We start from the raw sequence: 20,519 nt of genomic DNA, 5'->3' as shown, positions 1-20,519 counted from the left end.
ACTACGGGTTTCCGAACCGGTCGTGGAAGTGTTGCGTCAGCTGCGGCCAGACGTGCGGATCGTGGCCGGGGATCAACTCATAACCCTTGTCGCCTGCCAGCTTCTTGAGCTTGCGGATGGGCTCGATCGTCTCTTCGGGCTCGACGTCGATGAATCCGCCGATCGCCAGTTCGTGTTCGATGTTCTCGGTCAGATCGGCGGCGTCGAACGCAAACACGAATCCGTCACCGCCAACGGACTGGTCGAGTTCAACGACGAAGCTCTGATGCCCCGGCGTGTGACCGTACGTCGGCACCGCTGTAATTCCCGGTGCGATCTCGGCCTCGCCATCGGCGAGACGCCACTCGATGTTGGGGTCATCGAAGTCGACGCGGACTATCGCGTTGCGCTCCGGCTCGGGGTGATTGGACAGCCCGTACTCCAACTCGCGACGCTGGGCGTGCACCGGCACCTTTCCCGCGAACAGCTTCAGTCCGCCCGCGTGGTCGTGATGTAAATGGCTCACTGCGACGGTGTGAATATCGTCGAAGTCAACTCCGACCTCGGCCAGCCGCTGCTCGATCGGCTCGCCAGGACCGGGCAGCACCGGCCGGTACTCGACGGTCGGGAAGAACCGCCGGTACAGCGCGGGATCCCGTACCAGCGCGGTGTTGAACCCGGTGTCGAGCAGCACCCAACCACCGTCGGTCTGCAGCAGTACACCGGGCACCGGTTCGCGCATGCGTTCCTCGACGGGCGCCCCGTACACCGACACCGACTTCGGCAGTTCCTCCCAGCCCAGTGTCAGCAGGATGATCCGCCGCACGCCGCCCTTGCGGATGAGGGTCGACATCAGCCGACCGAGAGGTTGAACAGCCGGAGCGAGTTCGGATTCGTGACCACGTGCGCCTGCTCGACGCCCTTCAACCAGGGCTGGGCGACCACGAAGTCGTCCACGTCGGCCATGTTCAGCCAGCATCCCGTCCTGACTGCCTCCTCGGCCGCGGTCGAGAACGGTTGTGGTTCACCGGTGGCCAATCCCTCGGCCAGAGCTGTGGTGATCGGCGGCGCAGAGCAGCCCAGATAGTTCAGGCCGCCGTCGGGGTCGAAGGAGATGTGTCCCCACGTGTAAGGCGAGGGGGCATCCGGCCAGCCGGTCCCCGAGTAGATCTCCGGCGCCGACTGCCCGTCGGTGCCGATCCAGCCGTAGATCTCCGACGTCGGATAGCTCTGCACCTTGGCGGTGAGCCCCGCCGCGGCGAGCTGGGTCTGGATCAGATTACTGATCAGCTGGTTGTCCGGGTTGGACGAGTCGTATCCGATGGTGATCGACTTCTGGTCGGCGGGCAGGCTCGCGGCGAGCTTGGTCAGCACCGACGGATCGTGTGTGACGGACTGTTTGGCGAACTCCGGTGCCATCATGTTGGGCGGGTAGACCTGCTCGGCCTTCTTGCCGCGGCCGAAGTAGGTCTGCTTGACCAGGGCGTCGACGTCGATGGCCGCCACGACGGCGTTTCGGTTCGCGACATCGGTCAGCATGCCCTTGCGCGGGTTGAGGTAGAGGTAGTTCGACATCATCGTCGGCAACGAGTAATTGGCGAACTTGTCGTCGTTGAGATATTGCTCGACCGCCGAGGACGGAAGGTCGTGCATGATCGCGGCGATCTGACCGTTGTTGAACTGCAGCTGTTGTGCCGAGACGTCGGTGATGACCGGGATCTCTACCTTCTCGAAGTATGGCTTCTCACCCCAGTATTGGGGGTAGGCCGCGAGCGCGTAGCGGGATCCGATCTCCGCGGCGGTCAGTGTGTACGGACCGGTCCCGAGATCGTGGTTGGTCAGGTAGGTCTGTGTGTTGTCGCCACCCGCGTTCTTCGCCAAACCCTCGGGGCTGAGCATCCTGGGCCCGTATGGAGCCGCAAGGTAGTCGAGGAACGCCGAGTTGGGCGCCTTGAGCGTGATCGTGACGTCGTAATCACCCTGCGCAGTCACCGATTCGACGTCCTTGACCATATAGGCGGGGCCCTGGTTCACTGCCGCCCGGCGGTCGAAGGATGCCTTTACCGCGGCCGAGGTGAACGGGGTTCCGTCGTGGAACACGACACCCTCGCGCAGTTTGAACGTGAAGACGCGGTGGTCGGGTGACTCGGTCCACTCGGTGGCGAGCAGCGGTTCGATCTCCGGCTTGTCAGTGCCCGACTTGTACTGCAGCAGACCCTCGTAAATGTTGGTGGTCAGCAGCAGACCCTGACCGGCGTAGAAGATGTCGGGGTCCGGTGGCTGCCCGGGGTCCTGCAGGAACGAGACGTGCAGAACCTTGTCGGTCGGCGCGGCGTTCGGTGTGCCGCCGCCGGAATCAGAACCTCCACACGCACTCAACGCAAGTACAGCAGCTGCGCTGAGCGCGGCCAGCGAGCGGAGTCTCCTGGTCATCGTGCGACTCCCTCGAGGATCGGGGTGCTGAGTTGGCGGAATGCGGTAAGAATCTCTTCGGTGGTACGCAGGGCGCCGGCCTGCAGGTACTCCATCGCATCGAGTGCGGCGTCGTGGCGGTACTGAGACGAGCCGCCCACGCAGTCGGAGACCACCCGGACGTAAAAGTCGCGCTGGTGGGCGTCGGCGAAGGTGTAGTGGACACACACGTCCGTCAGTCCGCCGACAAGGATCAGCGTGGATGCCTTGAGTCCAGATAGCACGATCTCGAACTCAGTGCCGATGAAGCCCGAATAACGGCGCTTGACGATGTGGAACTCCTGGTTCGGCCCGTCCAGTTCAGGGAGCAGCGCCGGATGAAGTGCCGTCCCGGGCCTGCCGTCGATGCAATGCACGCCCTCGGTGCCGTCCAGTTCGCGACCGAAGTCGATTCCACTGGCGCGGTGCACTTCCTGGAAGAACACGATCGGCACCCCGGCAGCCCGAGCCGCGGCGATCAGCCGTTGCGCGCGCTCGATCCGCTCGTCGTAGCCGGGCATGTGAGGAATACCCACCTCGTCGACAGGCATACCGCCTGACTCCTGCATGTCGACGACGACCAGAACGGGATTGTCCACGATGAGTGGCTGTTTGGGCACCTATCCTCCTATTGCTGCGATGCGTGGGTCGGCGGCCGCCTGGAGTAGGTCCACGGCGGTGTTGATGAAGACGTAGAGAGCGCCGAGCATCAGGGTGACGCCGGCGATCGCCGGGAAGTCGGCGACCGGGATACTCTGCGCGATGTACTGGCCGATTCCCGGCCAGCCGAAGACCTGCTCGATCACCAGGACACCCGAGAACATCAGGCCCACCTGGAGACCGGTCATCGAGAGTGCGGCGCCGACGGAGTTCCGCAGTACATGCCGTGCCAGGATCCGGCCCTCGGAGAGCCCCTTGGCACGGGCGGTGCGGGCGTAGTCGCTGTCGATGTCACCGAGCAGGCTGCTGCGCAGCACTCTGCCGATCGCCACGGCGGGCCCGATCGCGATGACGAACGCGGGCAGCAACAGATGGTGCAGCGCGTCACCGACGACATCGAGGCGGCCATGCAGCAGTCCGTCGACGGTCAGCAGCCCGGTCGGCCCGTCGGTCGCATTCGGTATTCCGGTGCGCCCGTTGGCCGGAACCCAGCCCAACATCTGGTAGAACACGATCAGGCCGAGGATCCCGAGCAGGAACATCGGTGCCGACGAACCCGCGAACAGTACCGCCCGCAACAGGTTTGCGCCACGCCACCGCAAAGTCGTGCTGAATGCCAGGAGACCCGCCAGCAGGATCGCGATGGCCAGCCCGTACAGCGCGAGTTCCAGTGTGGCGGGCAGGAAATCGCCGAGATCGGACAGGACCGGGTGTCGGGTGCGATAGGACGTGCCGAGATCGCCGGTCACCGCGCCGGTCAGGTAGTTCCAGAACTGCACCAGCACCGGCTCGTTCAACCCGAGGGCGTCCCGGCGCGCGGCCACAGCATCAGCCGAGGCCTGTGCCCCCAACTGCGCCTTGACAGGGTCCAGCGGCGAGATGTGCTGAAGGACGAACATCACCCCGGTCAGGGCGATCAGGATCGCCGCCATCGCGCCAAGTCGGATCGCCACGAAGGTCTTCATCGCTGCTGCCCCTTGCTTGTGCTCATCGGCCACCCGTCTTCATCAGGTTGCGCAGACAGTCCCCCGCGACGTTTCCGATCAGGGCCAGCACCAGCACGCCGAGACCCGGCATGACGGGGATCCACCACTGCTGCAAGAAGTAGCTGAGGTTGCGCGCGGAGTCGGCGCCCAGTTCAGGCGCGGGTGCGGCCTGCCCCAGTCCCAGGAACGACAGCGCCGCGAGAGTGAGGATGAGCGTGCCGATATCGAGACTTGCGGCCACCAGCGCATTCGGTACCGCTCCCGGCATCAGGTGCCGTCCGGCGAGCCGGAACCGGCTCACCCCGGCGAGTTTCGCGGCCTCCACGTGCGGACGCGCGGCCAGCCTGGCCACCTCACCGCGGACCAGTCGTCCGTAGAACGGCCACCATACGATCGACACCGCGATGAGCGTGTGCACGAAGCTGGGGCCGAGGGCGGCGACCACCGCGATGGCGAGAACCGGTGCGGGCAGCGACAGGAACGCATCGGTGATACGCATCAGGACCGTGTCCACCCAGCCGCCCGTCGCGCCGGCGATCAAACCGATGAGGCCACCGATGAGCAGACCGACCGCCACCACGACCAGGGCCGCGAACCAGCTGGAGCGCGCGCCGTAGAGCACGCGGGACAACACATCGCGGCCGACGCTGTCACTGCCGAGCAGGAAGCCGCTCTCACCGGGGGCCTGTAGCGGCATCCCGACCGGCAGCAGGGGGTCGTGCGGCGCAAGCACTGGTACCGCGATGACGATCAGCGTCACGACGATCACCAGAGAGACGCCGATCGAGTTCACGACGGTGGAACTCGGCTGCGGGAGCGCCACCAATCGGCCCTTCCGGCGGCGCGGCAGGGCTGTGGCGGTGGCAGGTACGGCAATCGCCATCAGTCCGCCTGCCTCTCGATACACGCCACTTGGTGCGGGTTGCCGGCGATACCCTCCAAGCGGACGTCGAGTTCCGCGTCACCACACGTGTCGATGGCGACGGGACATCGCGGGTGAAACGTGCAGCCGGTGGGGGGTGACAGCGGGCTCGCGGGTTCACCTGCCAGTACCCGGGATTCGCGTCCCAGGTCGGGAACCGAGTCGACCAGTGCCTGGGTGTAGGGGTGGGCGGAGTCGCCGATCACCCGTTCAGCGGGACCGATCTCGACGATGCGGCCCAGGTACATGACCGCGATCCGGTCGGCGACCACGCGCGCCACCGACAGATCGTGGGTGACGAACACCACCGACATGTCGAGGGTGCGGCGCAGATCGCCGATGAGGTTGAGCACCGATGCGGCCAGCGACACATCCAGCGCGCTGGTCGGCTCGTCACACAACAACACCGAAGGCGGCACCACCGTGGCACGGGCCAGCGAAACCCGCTGCCGCTGACCACCCGACAACTCCCCGGCACGGGACTTCGCGATGTCGGCGGGCAGGCCGACGCGCTCCAGTACCTCGATGACGGCTTCCCGGCGCTGTGTTCGGGTCGACTTGTTGCCGCGGAGGCGTTCGGCGATCAGCTCTCCGACCGACAGCCACGGTGTCAGCGATGCGCCTGCGTCCTGAAACACCATCTGTGGGCGTTCGCCGCCCGTCAGTTCGACGGCTCCCGAGGTCGGCGTCTCCAGGCCGGCGATGATGCGCAGGAGCGTGGACTTGCCCGACCCACTCTCCCCCACCAGTGCGACCGACTCTCCGTGGCCGACGCTCAGCGACACCCTGTGCAACGCATGCAGTTTGCCGCGTTGGCCCGCTGAGCCGTCCAGCCACCGTCGCGCAACGGTGAAACTCTTGGACACGTTTTTCAGCAGCACCGACGGCGGTTGGGGTGTCCGCTCGACGGCGGTCGGAAACGGCTCTGACGTATTGGTCGACGCGGCGCCGAGCGCGCCCGCGACCTGGCCGAACGGCATCATGCAGGCACTCGTCCGATCGAGCGCGACCATGATCGGATCTGGCGGCGCCTTGGCGCAGTCGTCGGTGGCCAGTGCGCACCGCGGTGCGAACGCGCATCCCGGCAGTGGCGCCGTCGGGCTGGGCACCGAGCCGGTGAGCGCGGCAAGGTGGCGGTCGCGGGCCGTGCCAAGGGTGAGGCGGGAGCGCAGCAGCCCGTGGGTGTATGGGTGAGCAGGTGCGGCGAGTACGTCGACGGTGGGGCCGGTCTCGGCGATGCGACCCGCGTAGAGCACAGCGATCCGGTCGGAGATCTGAGCGGCCACACCGAGGTCGTGGGTGATCAGCACGATGCTGCAACCAAGTTCGTCGCGCAGTCGGCGCAACAGCCGCAATACCTGAGCCTGCACCGTCACATCCAGCGCGGTAGTCGGCTCGTCGGCGATGATCAGCTCCGGATCGCCCGCGATGGCGATGGCGATCATCACGCGTTGCCGCAGGCCGCCGGACAATTCGTGAGGAAAGGCCCGCAGGCGGCGCTTGGGGTCCGGGATGCCGACCGCGGTGAGCAGACGCAGCGCCTCCTCCTCGCTGCCTGCGGCCTCGGCGACCTGACGGCCGATCCGCATGGTCGGGTTCAGTGACGTCATCGGATCCTGGAACACCGCGCCGAGGTCGAGCCTGCGGACCTTGCGCAGTGACTTGGCGTCGCCGTTGACCATGTCCGAACCGGTGACGCGCACGGTCCCGTCGACCCTGGCCTGTTTGGGCAGCAGCCCGAGAAGGGTGAACCCCAGCACGCTCTTCCCGGAACCGGATTCGCCGACCAGCCCAAGGATCTCCCCCGGTGCGATGGTGAGCGATACTCCGCGCAGGGCAGCCACGTCGTGGCCGTTGCGGCGGAAGGTGACTCGAAGGTCGCCAACGGCCGCGACCGGATCTGGAATCGGCGGCACCGCAGCATGCACGGTGGGAACGTCGACTGTGGAGACGGCGATGCCCATCGATGTGCTCCCAGGGTCCGATTGGAGATACCGCGGCACGTCGGTGTGCCCGCTGGCCTGTCAGTTGACAGTTTTCACGGGCCGCGAGCCTGACAGGTGTCGCCGGCGTAACCAATTGACTGCGCAGGTAACCGACTCGTATCGCGCGTTTCTATCGTGTGACAGAAACCGGATGGCTACCGCTGGGAGCCCGCCATGGTCCACGATGGGACCATGCCGCTCGCCAGAGCAGGACGACCGCGCCTGCACGATCAACGGCGTCCGGGAACCAGTGCACGTGACGAAATCCTGGATGCTGCAGGAGAATTGTTCACCACACTCGGCTGCACGGGCACTTCGACCCGGATGATCGCGGACGCAGTCGGCATCCGTCAGGCGTCGCTGTACCACTACTTCAAGACCAAAGACGACATCCTCTGCGCCCTCCTCAGCCAGACGGTGACCCCGACGTTGTCGTTCATCCCGAGCCTGCTCGGCGCCCAACCGGCCCTCACCGCGGCCGAGCACCTGCACGCGTTGGCGGCATTCGACGGTGACCAGTTACTCAGCGGCCGTTGGAATCTCGGTGCGCTGTATCTGATGCCCGAGCTGCGCGACGCCAAGCTGGAGCCGTTCTGGTCGGACCGCGAGCGGCTGCGACTGCACTATCTGGCGTTGAGCCGAGCTGTCACTGTTCAAACCGGCGTCGACGACGCCGCTGCCGACCTGCCGTTCCGCCTCGTCGAGTCGCTGGTCAACATGTGGTCTGTGCCGCCGGGCTCCGAGCGGTCCGCGCTGCCCGTGCATGTGGCCGACGCCGGTATGCGCGTGCTCGGCATCGCAGGCGACGAGATCCCGGCCGTCCGCGCACGCAGTCGCACGGAGGTGGACCGTTACGCTCGCGCCTCGGCCGACGGTGTGTCAGACACCGCAGAGTCCGCGTGGCGCAGGTAAGTCGGCCAGTCTCCGTGCCGGGATATGTCCACACCGTCGCGCCACGCGTCGAGCGCGCAGGTGAACCCGACGACCTGGGTACCTTCTGACAGCGTCACCGGGCCCAGGGCCATCGGATCAGGTAGGGCGGCAAGGAAATCGCCGAGCATCGCGGTGCCCACCAGCCACAGTTCGCCGCCGATCGCGACACCGTCGTCGGGCCCGACGCGCATCAACCCGGGCTTGGGCGGCGTGGTGTCCAGGCGGGTGAGGCGGTACAGCGGTGCGGTGAGTGCTGGGCCGGCCCACCGCGCGCCGCGGCCGGTCAGCTGCCAGGCCAGTGGCTGACCCCTCAGGTGTGCACCCACCACCAGCAGTGCCGTCGTCGAGATGCCGGCGCGGGCCGGCCACGGCACTCCGCAGGAATGTCCCGCCAAGGTGACGGCCCCCGCAGCGGCCACCGGGTCTGACGGTGCCGTAACGAGCCGCGCGACGTCCATCGCAACCGCGTCCGCGCCGGAACGTGCGATGACCGACACCCCGAACTGATCATCGCCCGCCATACCCGACGGCACGGCCACCGCACACAGATCCATCAGATTGCAGAAGTTGGTGTATGTGCCGAGCCGGGAGTTCACCGCGATCGGGTCGCCTGCGACGTCGGCGATTCCCGGATGCTCGGTCGTCGTCGGAAGGAGCAGGGCGTCGCACCCGTCGAGTGCCGCCAGTGCCATCACGGTGAGTTCATCGAGCCGCCTGCGGTCACGCAGTAATGTCGCCGCCGACACTGTCCCGGCCGCCGACACGATCTCTCCCACGGTGGAGTCGACCTCACCGCGGTGGGCATCGATGAACTCGCCTACGGCGTCATATCTCTCGGCCACCAGACCACCGTCGTACAGCAGCCGGGCTGCCTCGAGGAACGGCGTCAGATCGATCTCCCTGAGCGTCACATCGCGATCCGCGAGCCTGTCGCACGCCCTCAGAAACCCCGTCCGCCACGCTTGCGAGAGACCAGGCAGGTCGCGCGGAACCGCCACCACGGGTCGCTCTGGTGCACCCAGTGGCGCGTCGGGCGGGAACGGTCGCGCACCGGGGCCCGCCATCACCCCCATCGCGGCATCGGCCGTGTCGAGGTCGCGGGCGAAGACCGTGACGCAGTCATAGGAGCGGCACGCGGGGACGACGCCGCCGGTCGACACCACACCGTAGGTCGGTTTGATTCCCACGATGCCCTGCAATGCCGCGGGCACGCGACCCGATCCGGCGGTGTCGGTACCGATGGCGACGTCCACCAGGCCGAGGGCCACCGCCACGGCCGACCCGGCGCTCGATCCGCCCGAGATCCGGTCGGGCCGCCGGGCATCGCGTACCGCACCGTGGGGGCTGCGCGTCCCGACCAGACCGGTGGCGAACTGATCGAGATTGGTGGCACCGATCACGACCGCACCCGCGGCCCGCAGAAGTGTGACGACCGGTGCGTCGGTGACCGCGGGAGTCGACGCATAGGACGGACATCCGGCGGTGGTGGGCAGACCCGCGACATCGACGTTGTTCTTCACCGCCGCTGTGAGTCCGGCCAGCGGCATGTCGGCGCCCGCCGCGACCGCGACGTCGACGCTCTCGGCGTCGGCGAGCGCATCGGCCAAGGGGCGCAGAAAGATCCAGATCTCGGGCCGATCCACCTCGGCGATCGCGGCGTAGGCGGCCCGGACCCGCTCGACGGCCGTCACGCCGGAATTCCAGTCACGTCGCGGCCGTCGGCCGGACCCACCACGACCAGTGCCGTGCCGGGCTCCACCTGGTTACCCGCCTCGACGAGCACCTGGGTGACGATCCCATCGGTCGGTGCGGTGACCACGGTCTCCATCTTCATCGCCTCCAACGCGAGCAACGACTGGCCGGCAACCACGCTCTCACCCACCTCGACTTCGACCTTCCATACGCTGGATGCGAACGGCGCGTCCACCCGTTGATCTCCTTCGTCGAGAACGAGATCGGCGATCACCGTCGCGGCCCTGGACTCCGCCCGCTCGGCGCGGTCGAACTCCCCCGCCGATTCCCATGCGGTGCGCTCGGCATCGAAAGCCGCCGTCTGACGGGCGCGGAAGTCCGTAATCGATGCGGCGTTGTCCGCGAGGAAGCGTTCGTGTTCGGCGAGCGAGAAGGTGCCCTCGGTGATGTCGACGGCCCCTCGCCCGGCGGCGAGATCCGCACGCAGGTCCAGTAATTCGTCGGCCGACACGGGGTACCACGAGATCCGGTCGAAGAAGCGCAGCAGCCACGGACTACCCGGCTCGAACGGAGTCGTGTGCCGGTAGCGGCTCCACACCTGAGTCGTGCGGCCCACGAACTGATAGCCGCCGGGACCCTCCATCCCGTAGATGCACAGGTACGCGCCACCGATGCCGACAGAGTTCTCGGCTGTCCACGTGCGGGCGGGGTTGTACTTCGTCGTGACGAGCCGGTGCCGCGGGTCCAGGGGGGTCGCGACGGGCGCTCCGAGGTAGACGTCGCCCAGACCCAGCGTGAGGTACTCCGCAGAGAACACTATGTCCATCACGTCGGACTGCGACGCGAGACCGTTCACTCGCCTGATGAACTCGATGTTGGAGGGACACCACGGAGCGTCGTCGCGGACACCCGAGGTGTAGCGCGCAATGGCCTCTCTGGTCGCGGGGTCGTCCCACGACAGCGGCAGCCGGACCGACCTGCTCGGTACGAGGAGGTCGGACATCGCGGGCAAGTCGCCTTCCAGTTCGAACAGGAGGCCCAGCAGCCGGTCGATCGGCAGTCGGTCAGGGTCCACATGGACCTGCAGCGACCGGATGCCCGGCGTCAGGTCGAGGATGCCGTCGAGCTGGTCAGCCTGCAGCCTTCGGTGCAGTGCGTGCACGCGCGCCCGCAGCGCCAGGTCGAGCACCATGTCGCCGTACTCGACCAGCACGTTGTCGTCGCCATTGCGCCGGTAGGTGACGGTGGGGATGCCGTCGCGGCGGGCCAGGACGCCGTCGTCGAGATCTCCTCCGGTGCGCGGCACGGGTTTCGCCGCACCGCGGCTGGTGCCGAAAAGGTTGCGCGACGGCGCTTCTGCCGCGCGCACAGCGACGAACCGGACCGTGTCACCCGGACGCAGTTGCCCGAGCTTCCACCTGTCGGCCGAGACGACGGTCACCGGGCACACGAAACCGCCGAGACTGGGCCCGTCGGGTCCGAGCAGGATCGGGGTGTCGCCGGTGAAGTCGAGTGCGCCGACGGAGTAGGCGGTGTCATGGATGTTCGACGGATGCAGGCCGGCGTCCCCACCGTCTGGACGGGCCCATCCTGGCCTCGGCCCCTCGAGCCGCACACCCGTGCGTGCGGAGTTGAAGTGCACGCGGTAGCTCGCCCCGTACAGCGTGTCGATGTCGGCGCGGGTGAAAAACTCCGGTGCACCGTGCGGACCTTCGGTGACCGCCAGCTCCCAGTTCGACGGCATCGCCGGGCGCTGATCCCACGGGACCGGGCTGGGCACACCCACGGCGCCCGTCGTTGGCACTGCCCGCAGTACGTCACCGACCACCAGCGGACGACCGCCGTGGCCACCGAAGCGGCCCAGCGTGAATGTCGATGCGCTGCCGAGATACCCAGGCACGTCGAACCCTCCGGCGACAAGGACATAGGTCCGCAGGCCGGTCGTCTCGGCCGCCCCGACGTCGAGCAGTGCGCCTGCGGGGACGGTGATCGGCTCCCACATCGGTACGGGCGAATCATTCACCGTGACAAGGCATTCCGCACCTGTGACGCACACCGTGATCGGGTGGCTCGTGCGCAGTGCGGGTCCAGAAGCGGTGCACTCGAGCCCCGGCGCCCCCTCGGGGTTGCCCAGTGCCCGGTTGCCCAGCCGAAACGACAGGTCGTCCATGGGTCCGCTCGGCGGGACTCCGACGTCCCACAGCCCCACCCGGCCGGGCAGATCCTGGACCGTGGTCATCAGTCCCGCGCGTTCGACGGTGAACCGTGGCCGCGGGTCGTCGATGTCGGCGAGCGTGGCGGTGCTGTGGCTGGCGCTGCGTACGTCGGGACGATCGACCGCTGCGCGGAGCATGCCGACGTTGACCTCGATACCGTGCAGTACCGTTGCGTCGAGCGCCGAGCCCAGCAGGTCGAACGCCTCGTCGCGGTCCGTGCCGGCGGTGATCACCTTGGCGAGCAGCGGATCATAGGACGCCGAGACCTCGGTGCCCTCCTCGATCCAGGTGTCGACGCGGATATGACCGTCGTCGGGGAATCTGACGGCGGTCAGCGTGCCGGCACTCGGGCGGTAGTCCCGTGACGGGTCCTCCGCGTAGATCCGCGCCTCGACAGCGTGACCCCGTACCGGCACCTCTCCGGTGCGCATACCGGCATCGAGATGCGCTCCCAGCACATCGTTCTCGCCACGGGCGAGTCGGAACATCCAGCCGGCCAGGTCGATCCCGGTGACGGCCTCGGTCACCGGATGCTCGACCTGCAGTCGTGCATTGACCTCGAGGAACGACGCTTCTTCCCGGCTCGGGTCGTAGACGAACTCCACGGTGCCCGCTGAGCGGTAGGAGATCGACGAGGCAAGCTCACGTGACGACGAGTGCAACTGCATCCGAACGTGTTCCGGCAGTGCGGGCGCGGGCGCCTCCTCCATCACCTTCTGGTTGCGGCGCTGCAGCGAACAGTCGCGGTCCCCGAGGGAGACGACGCGGCCGGCGCCGTCACCGAAGATCTGAACTTCCACGTGGCGGGCGTGATCGACGAAGCGCTCGACGAACACCCCGGCGGAGCCGAAGCTGCGCTCGGCAAGTCGCGCCACGCGGTCGAAAGCAACCCGCAGTTCGTTACCGTCGCGGCAGACCTGCATACCGATTCCCCCGCCGCCACCGGTCGCCTTGAGCATCACGGGATATCCGATCGCGTCGGCCGCGGCCACCGCCTCGGAGGCACTGTCCAGCAGGCCGGACCCGGGGAACACCGGTACTCCGGCCGCCATTGCTGCGGCACGTGCCGTGTGCTTGGTGCCGAACACGCGCAGTTGATGCGGGGTCGGGCCGACGAACGTGATGCCGGCGCGCTCGATGGACTCGGCGAATTCGGCGTCCTCGGAGAGGAATCCGTATCCGGGATGGATCATCCCCGCGCCCGTCGCCACTGCCGCGGCCACGATCTTATCGATGCGCAGGTAGCTCTCGCTCGGCGCGGCGGGCCCTAACCTGACGGCCTCGTCGGCCAGGTGCACATGCGGTGCGCCACGGTCGGCGTCGGAGAAGACGGCCACGGTGCGTATCCCCAGAATCTTTGCAGCGCGCACGAGTCGAACGGCGATCTCGCCGCGATTGGCGACGAGGACGGTGTCTGTCACGAGGCCTCGTCGGGACGGCTGACGATAACGCGGACCGGCGTCGGGTCGAAAGCGTTGCACGGGTTGTTGATCTGTGGACAGTTGGATAGCAGGACCAGCGTGTCGACCTCGGCGTGCAACGCGACCCGTTTGCCGGGCCCCGATAGTCCGTCGACGATTCCGAGCGCGCCGTCGGGGTCGACGGGCACGTTCATGAACCAGTTGATGTTGCTGGCCAGATCGCGCACACCGAGCCCGTGTCTCACCCCCTCGATGAGGAAGTTCTCCATACATCCGTGCTGAGCCCGGGTGTGCTGCCCGTAGCGCAGCGTGTTCGACTCCTTCGAACACGCGCCGCCGAGCGTGTCGTGGACACCGACTTCGTCGGCGATCACCGTCATCAGTGCCAGCCCGGTGTCGGCGCGCAGTACTGATCCGGTGGTGAGGGCGATCCGGCCCTGCCGACCGATGGTCTCGGAAGCGGAGTAACGCAGGGCGGTGTCATCGGCCGAATAGAGCAGGCAGTCGACGGCCTGGTTGCCGGCGAGATCGACGATTGTGAGGACGTCGCCGCGGCTGACGACGGCCGACCAAGGGGCACGTGCTGCGACGGTCTGGTCGAGCAACACGGTGCCGGGGACGAGCGCGGAGATGGTCACAGAACTCCTCTGGCTGCAAGATCGGCGTCGGTGTTGGCGATGGCCTGGCGGTGTTCGGGGCCGAGTGGTCCGACGAGATCGCCCGCGACCAGCGCATCGAGTTCGTCGGCGGCAGCCCAGGCGTGCACCCGAAGGGGTGAACAGGTGAAGTCGGGCCGTGGATCCAAGGGGTGCGCAGTGTTCGCGAGCAGCACGATCACGTCCAGGTGCAGCAGCAGGTCGACCATCGCGCCGGGCCCGGCAGATCCGATCCACGTCAGCGTGCCGTCGGAAGCGACCCGCACACCCTTGAAAAGCGACGGCGAGGGTGGCAGATCACGTGGTCCGAGGCCGTGTTTGAGCGCCCCCAGTAACAGCAGGTCACGCCCGGCGGGCGACGCCGACTGGGGCCCCGCGGCCCCGTACTTCGCCTCGTTTCCCGAACGGGTGGTGGTGCCCGTGAGCGCATCGTGGACCGTCGACGTGTCGGCGACGATCGTCGCCAGGACGCGGCCGAAACCACTGAGCAGCGGATGCCCGGTCCCGAGATACGCCTGCCACGGCACCTTGACGGTGTCGGCCACGTTCAGCCGCTCGTGAGGTCCATCGGCACGGTGCAGCAGGAGGTGGGCACACGCATCGCCGTCCAGGTCGGTCAGCCGGATCCGCGTTCCCCGCGCGAGTACCGCCGTGGTGTATCCGCCTGCCGCAACGGTCTCCGACCACACGAGGCGATCGGCGGACACACCGTCGGGCGCCGTGGGGCCGGCGGACGCCGGCACATGGCGCATGAAGTCGGTGGTGCGACCGTGCTGCGCGCGCGCATGGGCCTTTGCTCCCGCGGTGTTGGCGGTCCCGCTCGTCAAGTCGCTGGTCACACGTCTCCCGATGTCACGATGCCGTTCGGCGGATTGATTTCTGTCGAGTGACAGTTTTCGGGATCACGACATTTCCGTGGTTGCCCCCGTGTAACCGATCGCGGTCAGGCCGTTAACAACGTGGGTCACGTGTGTCTGCCATGTGACGGGTATCGGTTGTCACTGGTCATCGGGCCGCATACTGTCGGCCGGTCGCCGGGGTTCCCGACCGGCGGCCCCCTGATCGCCAGGGGACATGGCCCCCTACGCCCAGGGGATTCCCAGGAAGCAAGGTCACAGTCGATTGTGGGATTAAGGTCGACGCATATGTAGTTGAAGTGCCGTGGGGCTGCCCGGTGCGGCAACTTCAATTTGCCCGTCGACCGAAGTCACAAGCATGCCCTGACGACGACAAAGAGGACTGACATGAGCACCATTTCCGCGTATGCCGCGAACTCGGCAACAGAGCCGCTGACCAAGACCACCATCACCCGCCGCGCGGTAGGGCCGCACGACGTGGCGTTCGACATCCATTTCGCCGGCATCTGCCATTCCGACATCCACACCGTCAAGGCCGAGTGGGGTCAGCCGAACTATCCCGTGGTCCCCGGCCACGAGATCGCCGGCGTGGTGACCGAGGTCGGTTCGGATGTCACCAAGTACAAGGTTGGTGATCACGTCGGGGTCGGCTGTTTCGTCGACTCCTGCCGCGAGTGTGACAACTGCAAGGCCGGGTTGGAGCAGTACTGCACCGGCAGCGGCATGATCGGCACCTACAACGCCACCGAGCGCGACGGCACCCCCACCCACGGTGGCTACAGCGGCGCGATCGTCGTTGACGAGAACTACGTGCTGCGCATCCCCGACAGCATTCCGCTCGACGCCGCCGCTCCCCTGCTGTGCGCCGGCATCACCACCTACTCCCCGCTGCGGCACTGGAACGCAGGCCCCGGCAAGAAGGTCGCCGTGATCGGTCTCGGCGGTCTCGGCCACGTGGGCGTGAAGCTGGCCAAAGCGATGGGCGCCGACGTCACCGTGCTGAGTCAGTCGCTCAAGAAGATGGAGGACGGCCTTCGGCTGGGCGCAAGCCACTACTATGCGACCTCCGACCCGGACACCTTCCGTCAGTTGGCCGGTCAGTTCGATCTGATCCTCAACACTGTGTCGGCCAATCTCGATATGGGCGCCTACCTGAGCCTGCTCAAGGTCGACGGAACGCTCGTCGAACTCGGCGCTCCGGAGAAGCCTCTGGTGGTGCCGTTCTTCCCCCTCGCCGGTCTGCGCCGCAGCCTGTCCGGTTCCATGATCGGCGGTATCGCCGAGACCCAGGAGATGCTGGACTTCTGCGCCGAGCACGATGTGCTGCCCGAGATCGAGGTCATCGCACCGGAGTACATCAACGAGGCCTACGAGCGCGTGCTGGCCAGTGATGTCCGGTACCGGTTCGTCATCGACACGGCCTCGTTGCGGGCCTAGCCACAACCAGCGACAACAACATCGGGCGGCCGCGATCGAGCGGCCGCCCGATGTTGTCTGCTTCCGCCTCCGCAGCGTCCCCCGAGGTGCGACGATCATGCCGTGCGCCCACTTGATGCAGTTATCGCGACGTGACACGGATTGTCCATGCACTGACCACGTTGGCGGTCATCGCGGTACCGGCCCTCGGGTGGTTTACCCAGGACTGGTCCGGGGCCACCACGCTCGCGGTGTACTGGTTCGAGACGGTCGCGGCATGTCTGTTCATCCTGGCGCGCATCGCCATTCATCAGCGGTGGTCTCCCCGCCGCGGGCATTTCCGGTACAACGCACCGGGTCCCGACGGAACGCAGTTCACCCGCAAGATGAAGGGGGCAGGACGCCGGGGTTCGCAGCAGTCGTTTGCGGCCGGTTTCGCCCTCATCAGCCTGAGTTTCTGCGCCGCACACGGCGTGTTCCTCGGGACCATCCTGTTCATGCTCAACCACAACGGTGTCGGAAATCTCGCCGAGATAGATTGGTGCAGTGTCGGTTTCGGCTGCGTGTATGTCCTGGCGTTTCTGGCCATCGACTTCCTGGTGGACCTGACCAGCCTGCGCCAGTGGTCGTTCTGGCAACTCGAACAGACTGCCAATCGGGCCATCGGGCGCGTCATGGTCATCCACCTGACCCTGCTCATCGGTTTCGTCGGGATCGCCGTCACCGGCGCGCCCCACACCTTCTTCGGGGTTTTCGTCGTGCTCAAGAGCCTGTCGGCGTTGAGTTTCGGGCTACCCCAGTGGGAGCCGTCGCAGCCACCGAAGTGGCTGAGCGGCATCATGAACCACGCGCCCAACGTGCACCCCGGTCAGCGGTTCGAGGAGTTCTGGGCGGCCGAGCGCGACGAGGAGAGGCAGCGACGCCTCAGCAACGAGCGGCCGTGGGCCGAGGATCCACGGCCGAAACCGCGCCGTTGACGGCTATTGCCCGGTGAAGTCGGCCAGCGGCCAACCGACCGCGGCCAGCCTGGCCGCCACCCGGGCGATATTCTCCGGCCCGGCATCATGCTGGGTCACCTCGGAGATGAACGCCTCGATCACATCGCGGGTGATCGGGTCCTCCACATCGGCGGGCGCAGCCACTTCGGCGATCTTGCCGACCACCTCTTTGATCTGGTCCTCGGTCAATGGCGTGGAACGCAGCAGCGCCAGCAACGGCACGCGGTCGGTGCCGGGCACACCCTCCGGGTAGCCGGCGCGCAGCCAGTTCAGAATGGAACTCAACAGAGACTGGGCGGTCACATCGACCAGTCTCGACGGTTCCCTCCCCGGATACAATCCCGCTGAACGCAACCGGTGACCACCGGCCGCCGTCCCGGCATCCTCGGCCCGGTGACCCGCGTGATCCGCTTCAACGCCTTCGACATGAACTGCGTCGCCCACCAGTCGCCGGGCCTGTGGCGCCATCCTTCAGACCAGTCCTGGCGCTACAAGGACATCACCTACTGGACCGAACTGGCGAAGTTGTTGGAGCACGGGCGTTTTGACGGGTTGTTCATCGCCGACGTGCTGGGCACCTACGACGTTTACGGGGCCAGCGATGAGGCGGCGGTCCGCCAGGCCGCACAGATCCCGGTGGGCGATCCCATGCTGCTGGTATCGGCGATGGCACTGGTCACCGAGGACCTGGGCTTCGGCATCACCACCGGCACCGGATTCGAGCATCCGTATCCGTTCGCCCGGCGGATGTCGACGCTGGACCATCTGACCAACGGCCGGATCGGCTGGAACATCGTCACCGGCTATCTGCCTGCCGCGGCATGCAACATGGGTCAGACCGACCAGCCGGCGCACGATGCACGCTACGACCACGCCGATGAATACCTCGAGGTGCTCTACAAGTTGTGGGAAGGCTCCTGGGAGGACGACGCGGTCGTGCGCGACGCCGAACGCGGGGTGTTCACCGACCCGGCCAAGGTGCACCACATCGGCCATTCCGGGACCCACTTCAGCGTGCCGGGTGTACACCTGGCCGAACCCTCGCCGCAGCGCACACCGGTCATATACCAGGCCGGGTCCTCTCCGCGCGGAGTCCGTTTCGCCGCGGAGAACGCCGAGGCGATCTTTACCGCCGCCCCCACCAAAGCCCTGCTGCGCGAGACGGTTTCCACGATCCGCGCTGAGCTTGAGCTGGCCGGACGCGATCCGTACTCAGCCAAGATCTTCAATCTGACCACGATCATCACCGGCGACACCGACGACGCGGCCCACGCCAAACACGCCGAGTACCTGGCCTACGGCGATCCCGAGGGCGCGCTGGTGTTCATGTCCGGTTGGATGGGCGTGGACCTGGCGCGTTACGGCCTTGACGAGCCGATCGGCAACGTCGATTCCAACGCTATTCTCTCGGCGGTCAAGGCATTTCAGTCCGCAACGGACAAGGGCGGTGAGTGGAATGTCCGCGATATCGCCGAATGGGGCGAGATCGGCGGCATGGGACCACGCATCGTCGGATCCGGTGTGCATGTTGCCGACACGCTGCAGGAGTGGGTTGAGGAGACCGATGTCGACGGTTTCAACCTGGCCTATGCGATCACGCCCGGCTCCTTTGCCGATTTCATCGAGTACGTCGTCCCGGTTCTGACCGAACGTGGCGCCTATCAGTCGAGCTATGCGCCGGGCAGTCTGCGCAACAAGTTGTTGGGCCGTGGCGATCGTCTGGCCGACGAGCACCGCGGTGCCAGTTACCTTGTGGGAGGTCCCAACTCGACGATCATCGAGCGTCCGTCGACGCTGCCGTCCTCCTCGGCCTCGATTGCCGCCCAGCCCGCGCGGGGTCGCTAAACCTCGCCGAGCAGACGCGGCGGTACCCGAAAATGTGGCATTTTGGGTACCTCCGCGTCTGCTCGCGGGAGATTTCTAGTGCGGCGCGGCCTGAACTGACGCGGTCTGACTCAACGTCGACGTCGGCAGCAGGGTCCGGTCCACGCCTGGGGTGTGCAACTGGCCGGCCAGCCACGGCAAGGCGCTGGCAAATGCGTTGGCGGCGAACACCCAGTCGTGGCGGCCCGGCGCGGTCTGCACCGAGCAGGCAATCGCCACGGCCCTGGCCGCATCGCACAGCGTGGTCGCCGCCACGTCCTGCGCCTCGGGGTTGACCGCTGGATCGTGTGTCGTACGGCCACGCTGAGCAGTGGGAACCTCGAACCACGCGGTGACATCGCGATACGGGCCATGCCGACCCATGATGGTGATCGGATCGTAGGCCGCCCAGGCGTCGGCGTCACCGCCGAAGAGCCGGCTGATCGTCTGCGTCTTGTCCCCGGTGTTCGGGCGCAGGTCGCCCGCGATGTCAACGAATGAGCGGAACATGTCGGGATGCATCAACGTCAGGTCCACTGCGCACGTGCCGCCCATCGACCACCCCGCGATCCCCCACCCATCGCGATCGGAGCGCACCCCAAAGTCCGAGATCAGGTACGGAACAACATCTTTGGTCAGGTGATCAGCCGCATTGCCTCGGACGCCGTTGACACACTCGGTGTCGTTGGTAAAGGAGCCGGTGGCATCGACGAATACCAGCACCGGCGCGTTGCCACCGTGCGCGGCCGCGAATCCGTCGACAATTCCCAGCACGTTGCCTGCGCGCAGCCAATCGGCCGGGGTGTTCAATTGCGAGCCGATCATCATGATCGCCGGAAGTTCGGGGGGCGGACTGCTGGCGAACCAGGCCGGCGGGAGGTAGACGAGTTCACCGCGGTGGCTGAAACCTGATACGGACTCGATGGTCACCGGGACCAGGACACCGTTCGCCGGCCTGACGTGGGCCAGCTGCATCTTCGTCACGGTCAGGCGGTCCGTCTGTCCAGGCAGCGGGCCTGAGGTGAGCTGATTCCACATGGCATGCACGGTCGGGAAATAGCCGACCCAGACGTTCAGCGTCAGCGCGCAGGCCAGCGCGCACGCACCCACCGCCGCCACCGAGGCCATGCGTCGCCACCATCGGGCACTCATCCAGCCCAGCACTGCGACACCGACAGCCAGCACGGTGGATGCGATCCAGGCCCACAACTGCGGCGGCCCGGCGTTGCCGGCCACCCCGATCGAGTCGATGTACCAGTACGTCACCGCTGCCAGCACCGCCGCCGCGGCGACCAGGACCGGCAGCATCCGACGACGCCAACGGGGCGAGCGCCAACCCACCGCAAGCCCCAGCAGCACTGCCGCACTCACCTGGGCGACAACTGGAAACCAGCCGTGGGTCAGCGAGATCCGGGCAATGAGCTGGTGCATCAGCTCATGTCATATCAACGCCAACTGGCAACTCGCTGAACGGTCACCGCGGG

The 20,519-nt window shown here is 66.9% G+C and carries 16 protein-coding genes; 4 read left to right on the top strand and 12 right to left on the bottom strand.

All coding sequences use genetic code 11. The features are described from left to right. Position 1: 1 nt before the first annotated feature. Genes M1247_RS19360 through M1247_RS19335 form a run of 6 tightly spaced genes read right to left on the bottom strand, consistent with a single transcriptional unit; the run spans position 2 to position 6,962 of the window. Positions 2-832: an N-acyl homoserine lactonase family protein gene (locus M1247_RS19360; protein ID WP_317158008.1), complete on the bottom strand. Its 831-nt coding sequence runs from the start codon at positions 830-832 to the stop codon at positions 2-4. Further along, positions 832-2,412, bottom strand: a complete 1,581-nt coding sequence (locus M1247_RS19355) for an ABC transporter substrate-binding protein (protein WP_317158007.1) — start codon at positions 2,410-2,412, stop codon at positions 832-834. Before M1247_RS19355 ends, M1247_RS19360 begins: the two co-directional genes overlap by 1 nt. Next, complete coding sequence (locus M1247_RS19350) at positions 2,409-3,050, bottom strand: cysteine hydrolase family protein (protein WP_317158006.1); 642 nt, start codon at positions 3,048-3,050, stop codon at positions 2,409-2,411. Before M1247_RS19350 ends, M1247_RS19355 begins: the two co-directional genes overlap by 4 nt. Continuing rightward, complete coding sequence (locus M1247_RS19345) at positions 3,051-4,055, bottom strand: ABC transporter permease (RefSeq protein WP_317158005.1); 1,005 nt, start codon at positions 4,053-4,055, stop codon at positions 3,051-3,053. 22 nt (positions 4,056-4,077) lie between these two features. Continuing rightward, complete coding sequence (locus M1247_RS19340; protein ID WP_317158004.1) at positions 4,078-4,959, bottom strand: ABC transporter permease; 882 nt, start codon at positions 4,957-4,959, stop codon at positions 4,078-4,080. After that, on the bottom strand, positions 4,959-6,962 hold the full coding sequence (locus M1247_RS19335; RefSeq protein ID WP_317158003.1) for a dipeptide ABC transporter ATP-binding protein: 2,004 nt from the start codon (positions 6,960-6,962) through the stop codon (positions 4,959-4,961). Before M1247_RS19335 ends, M1247_RS19340 begins: the two co-directional genes overlap by 1 nt. 213 nt (positions 6,963-7,175) lie before the next feature. On the opposite strand from M1247_RS19335, the gene M1247_RS19330 reads away from it, so the two are divergent. Continuing rightward, positions 7,176-7,895 (top strand): TetR/AcrR family transcriptional regulator, encoded by a 720-nt coding sequence (locus M1247_RS19330; protein ID WP_317158002.1) that lies wholly within the window; start codon positions 7,176-7,178, stop codon positions 7,893-7,895. Here the strand turns inward: M1247_RS19330 and atzF are convergent. The 4 genes from atzF to M1247_RS19310 are packed head-to-tail and all read right to left on the bottom strand — an operon-like array spanning position 7,835 to position 14,740. Beyond that, positions 7,835-9,607 carry an allophanate hydrolase gene (atzF, locus tag M1247_RS19325; RefSeq protein ID WP_317158001.1) on the bottom strand — a complete coding sequence of 591 codons (1,773 nt, stop codon included), beginning with the start codon at positions 9,605-9,607 and terminating at the stop codon, positions 7,835-7,837. The two genes, M1247_RS19330 and atzF, sit on opposite strands and share 61 nt — an antisense overlap. Continuing rightward, entirely contained in the window at positions 9,604-13,245 is a 3,642-nt protein-coding gene (uca, locus tag M1247_RS19320; RefSeq protein WP_317158000.1) for an urea carboxylase, read from the bottom strand. The genes atzF and uca overlap by 4 nt, the downstream gene beginning before the upstream one ends. Continuing rightward, positions 13,242-13,877: an urea amidolyase associated protein UAAP2 gene (locus M1247_RS19315; protein ID WP_317158270.1), complete on the bottom strand. Its 636-nt coding sequence runs from the start codon at positions 13,875-13,877 to the stop codon at positions 13,242-13,244. The genes uca and M1247_RS19315 overlap by 4 nt, the downstream gene beginning before the upstream one ends. A gap of 2 nt (positions 13,878-13,879) precedes the next feature. Beyond that, positions 13,880-14,740, bottom strand: a complete 861-nt coding sequence (locus tag M1247_RS19310) for an urea amidolyase associated protein UAAP1 (RefSeq protein WP_317157999.1) — start codon at positions 14,738-14,740, stop codon at positions 13,880-13,882. A gap of 405 nt (positions 14,741-15,145) precedes the next feature. Between M1247_RS19310 and M1247_RS19305 the strand changes: the two genes are divergently transcribed. Together M1247_RS19305 and M1247_RS19300 are read left to right on the top strand one after the other, a co-directional pair. Beyond that, complete coding sequence (locus M1247_RS19305; RefSeq protein ID WP_317157998.1) at positions 15,146-16,195, top strand: NAD(P)-dependent alcohol dehydrogenase; 1,050 nt, start codon at positions 15,146-15,148, stop codon at positions 16,193-16,195. Between the two features lie 131 nt (positions 16,196-16,326). Then, on the top strand, positions 16,327-17,151 hold the full coding sequence (locus M1247_RS19300; protein WP_317157997.1) for a DUF6498-containing protein: 825 nt from the start codon (positions 16,327-16,329) through the stop codon (positions 17,149-17,151). A gap of 3 nt (positions 17,152-17,154) precedes the next feature. Here M1247_RS19300 and M1247_RS19295 read toward each other — a convergent pair whose 3' ends face one another. Next, positions 17,155-17,475 (bottom strand): DUF3349 domain-containing protein, encoded by a 321-nt coding sequence (locus M1247_RS19295; protein WP_317157996.1) that lies wholly within the window; start codon positions 17,473-17,475, stop codon positions 17,155-17,157. Positions 17,476-17,565: 90 nt separating this feature from the next. Here M1247_RS19295 and M1247_RS19290 point away from each other — a divergent pair, with 90 nt between their 5' ends. After that, positions 17,566-19,017, top strand: a complete 1,452-nt coding sequence (locus M1247_RS19290; protein WP_317157995.1) for an LLM class flavin-dependent oxidoreductase — start codon at positions 17,566-17,568, stop codon at positions 19,015-19,017. A gap of 75 nt (positions 19,018-19,092) precedes the next feature. Here the strand turns inward: M1247_RS19290 and M1247_RS19285 are convergent, their stop codons facing one another. Continuing rightward, the gene (locus tag M1247_RS19285) at positions 19,093-20,466 is read right to left on the bottom strand and encodes an alpha/beta hydrolase (RefSeq protein ID WP_317157994.1); all 1,374 of its coding nucleotides are present in this window, start codon (positions 20,464-20,466) and stop codon (positions 19,093-19,095) included. Positions 20,467-20,519 lie beyond the last annotated feature (53 nt).

It is taken from the genome of Mycobacterium appelbergii (assembly GCF_032883035.1).
In the GTDB taxonomy this organism is placed as follows: Bacteria; Actinomycetota; Actinomycetes; order Mycobacteriales; family Mycobacteriaceae; genus Mycobacterium; species Mycobacterium appelbergii.
Note: the sequence above shows the minus strand (reverse complement) of the source record. Positions and strands in the feature narration are given on the sequence as shown.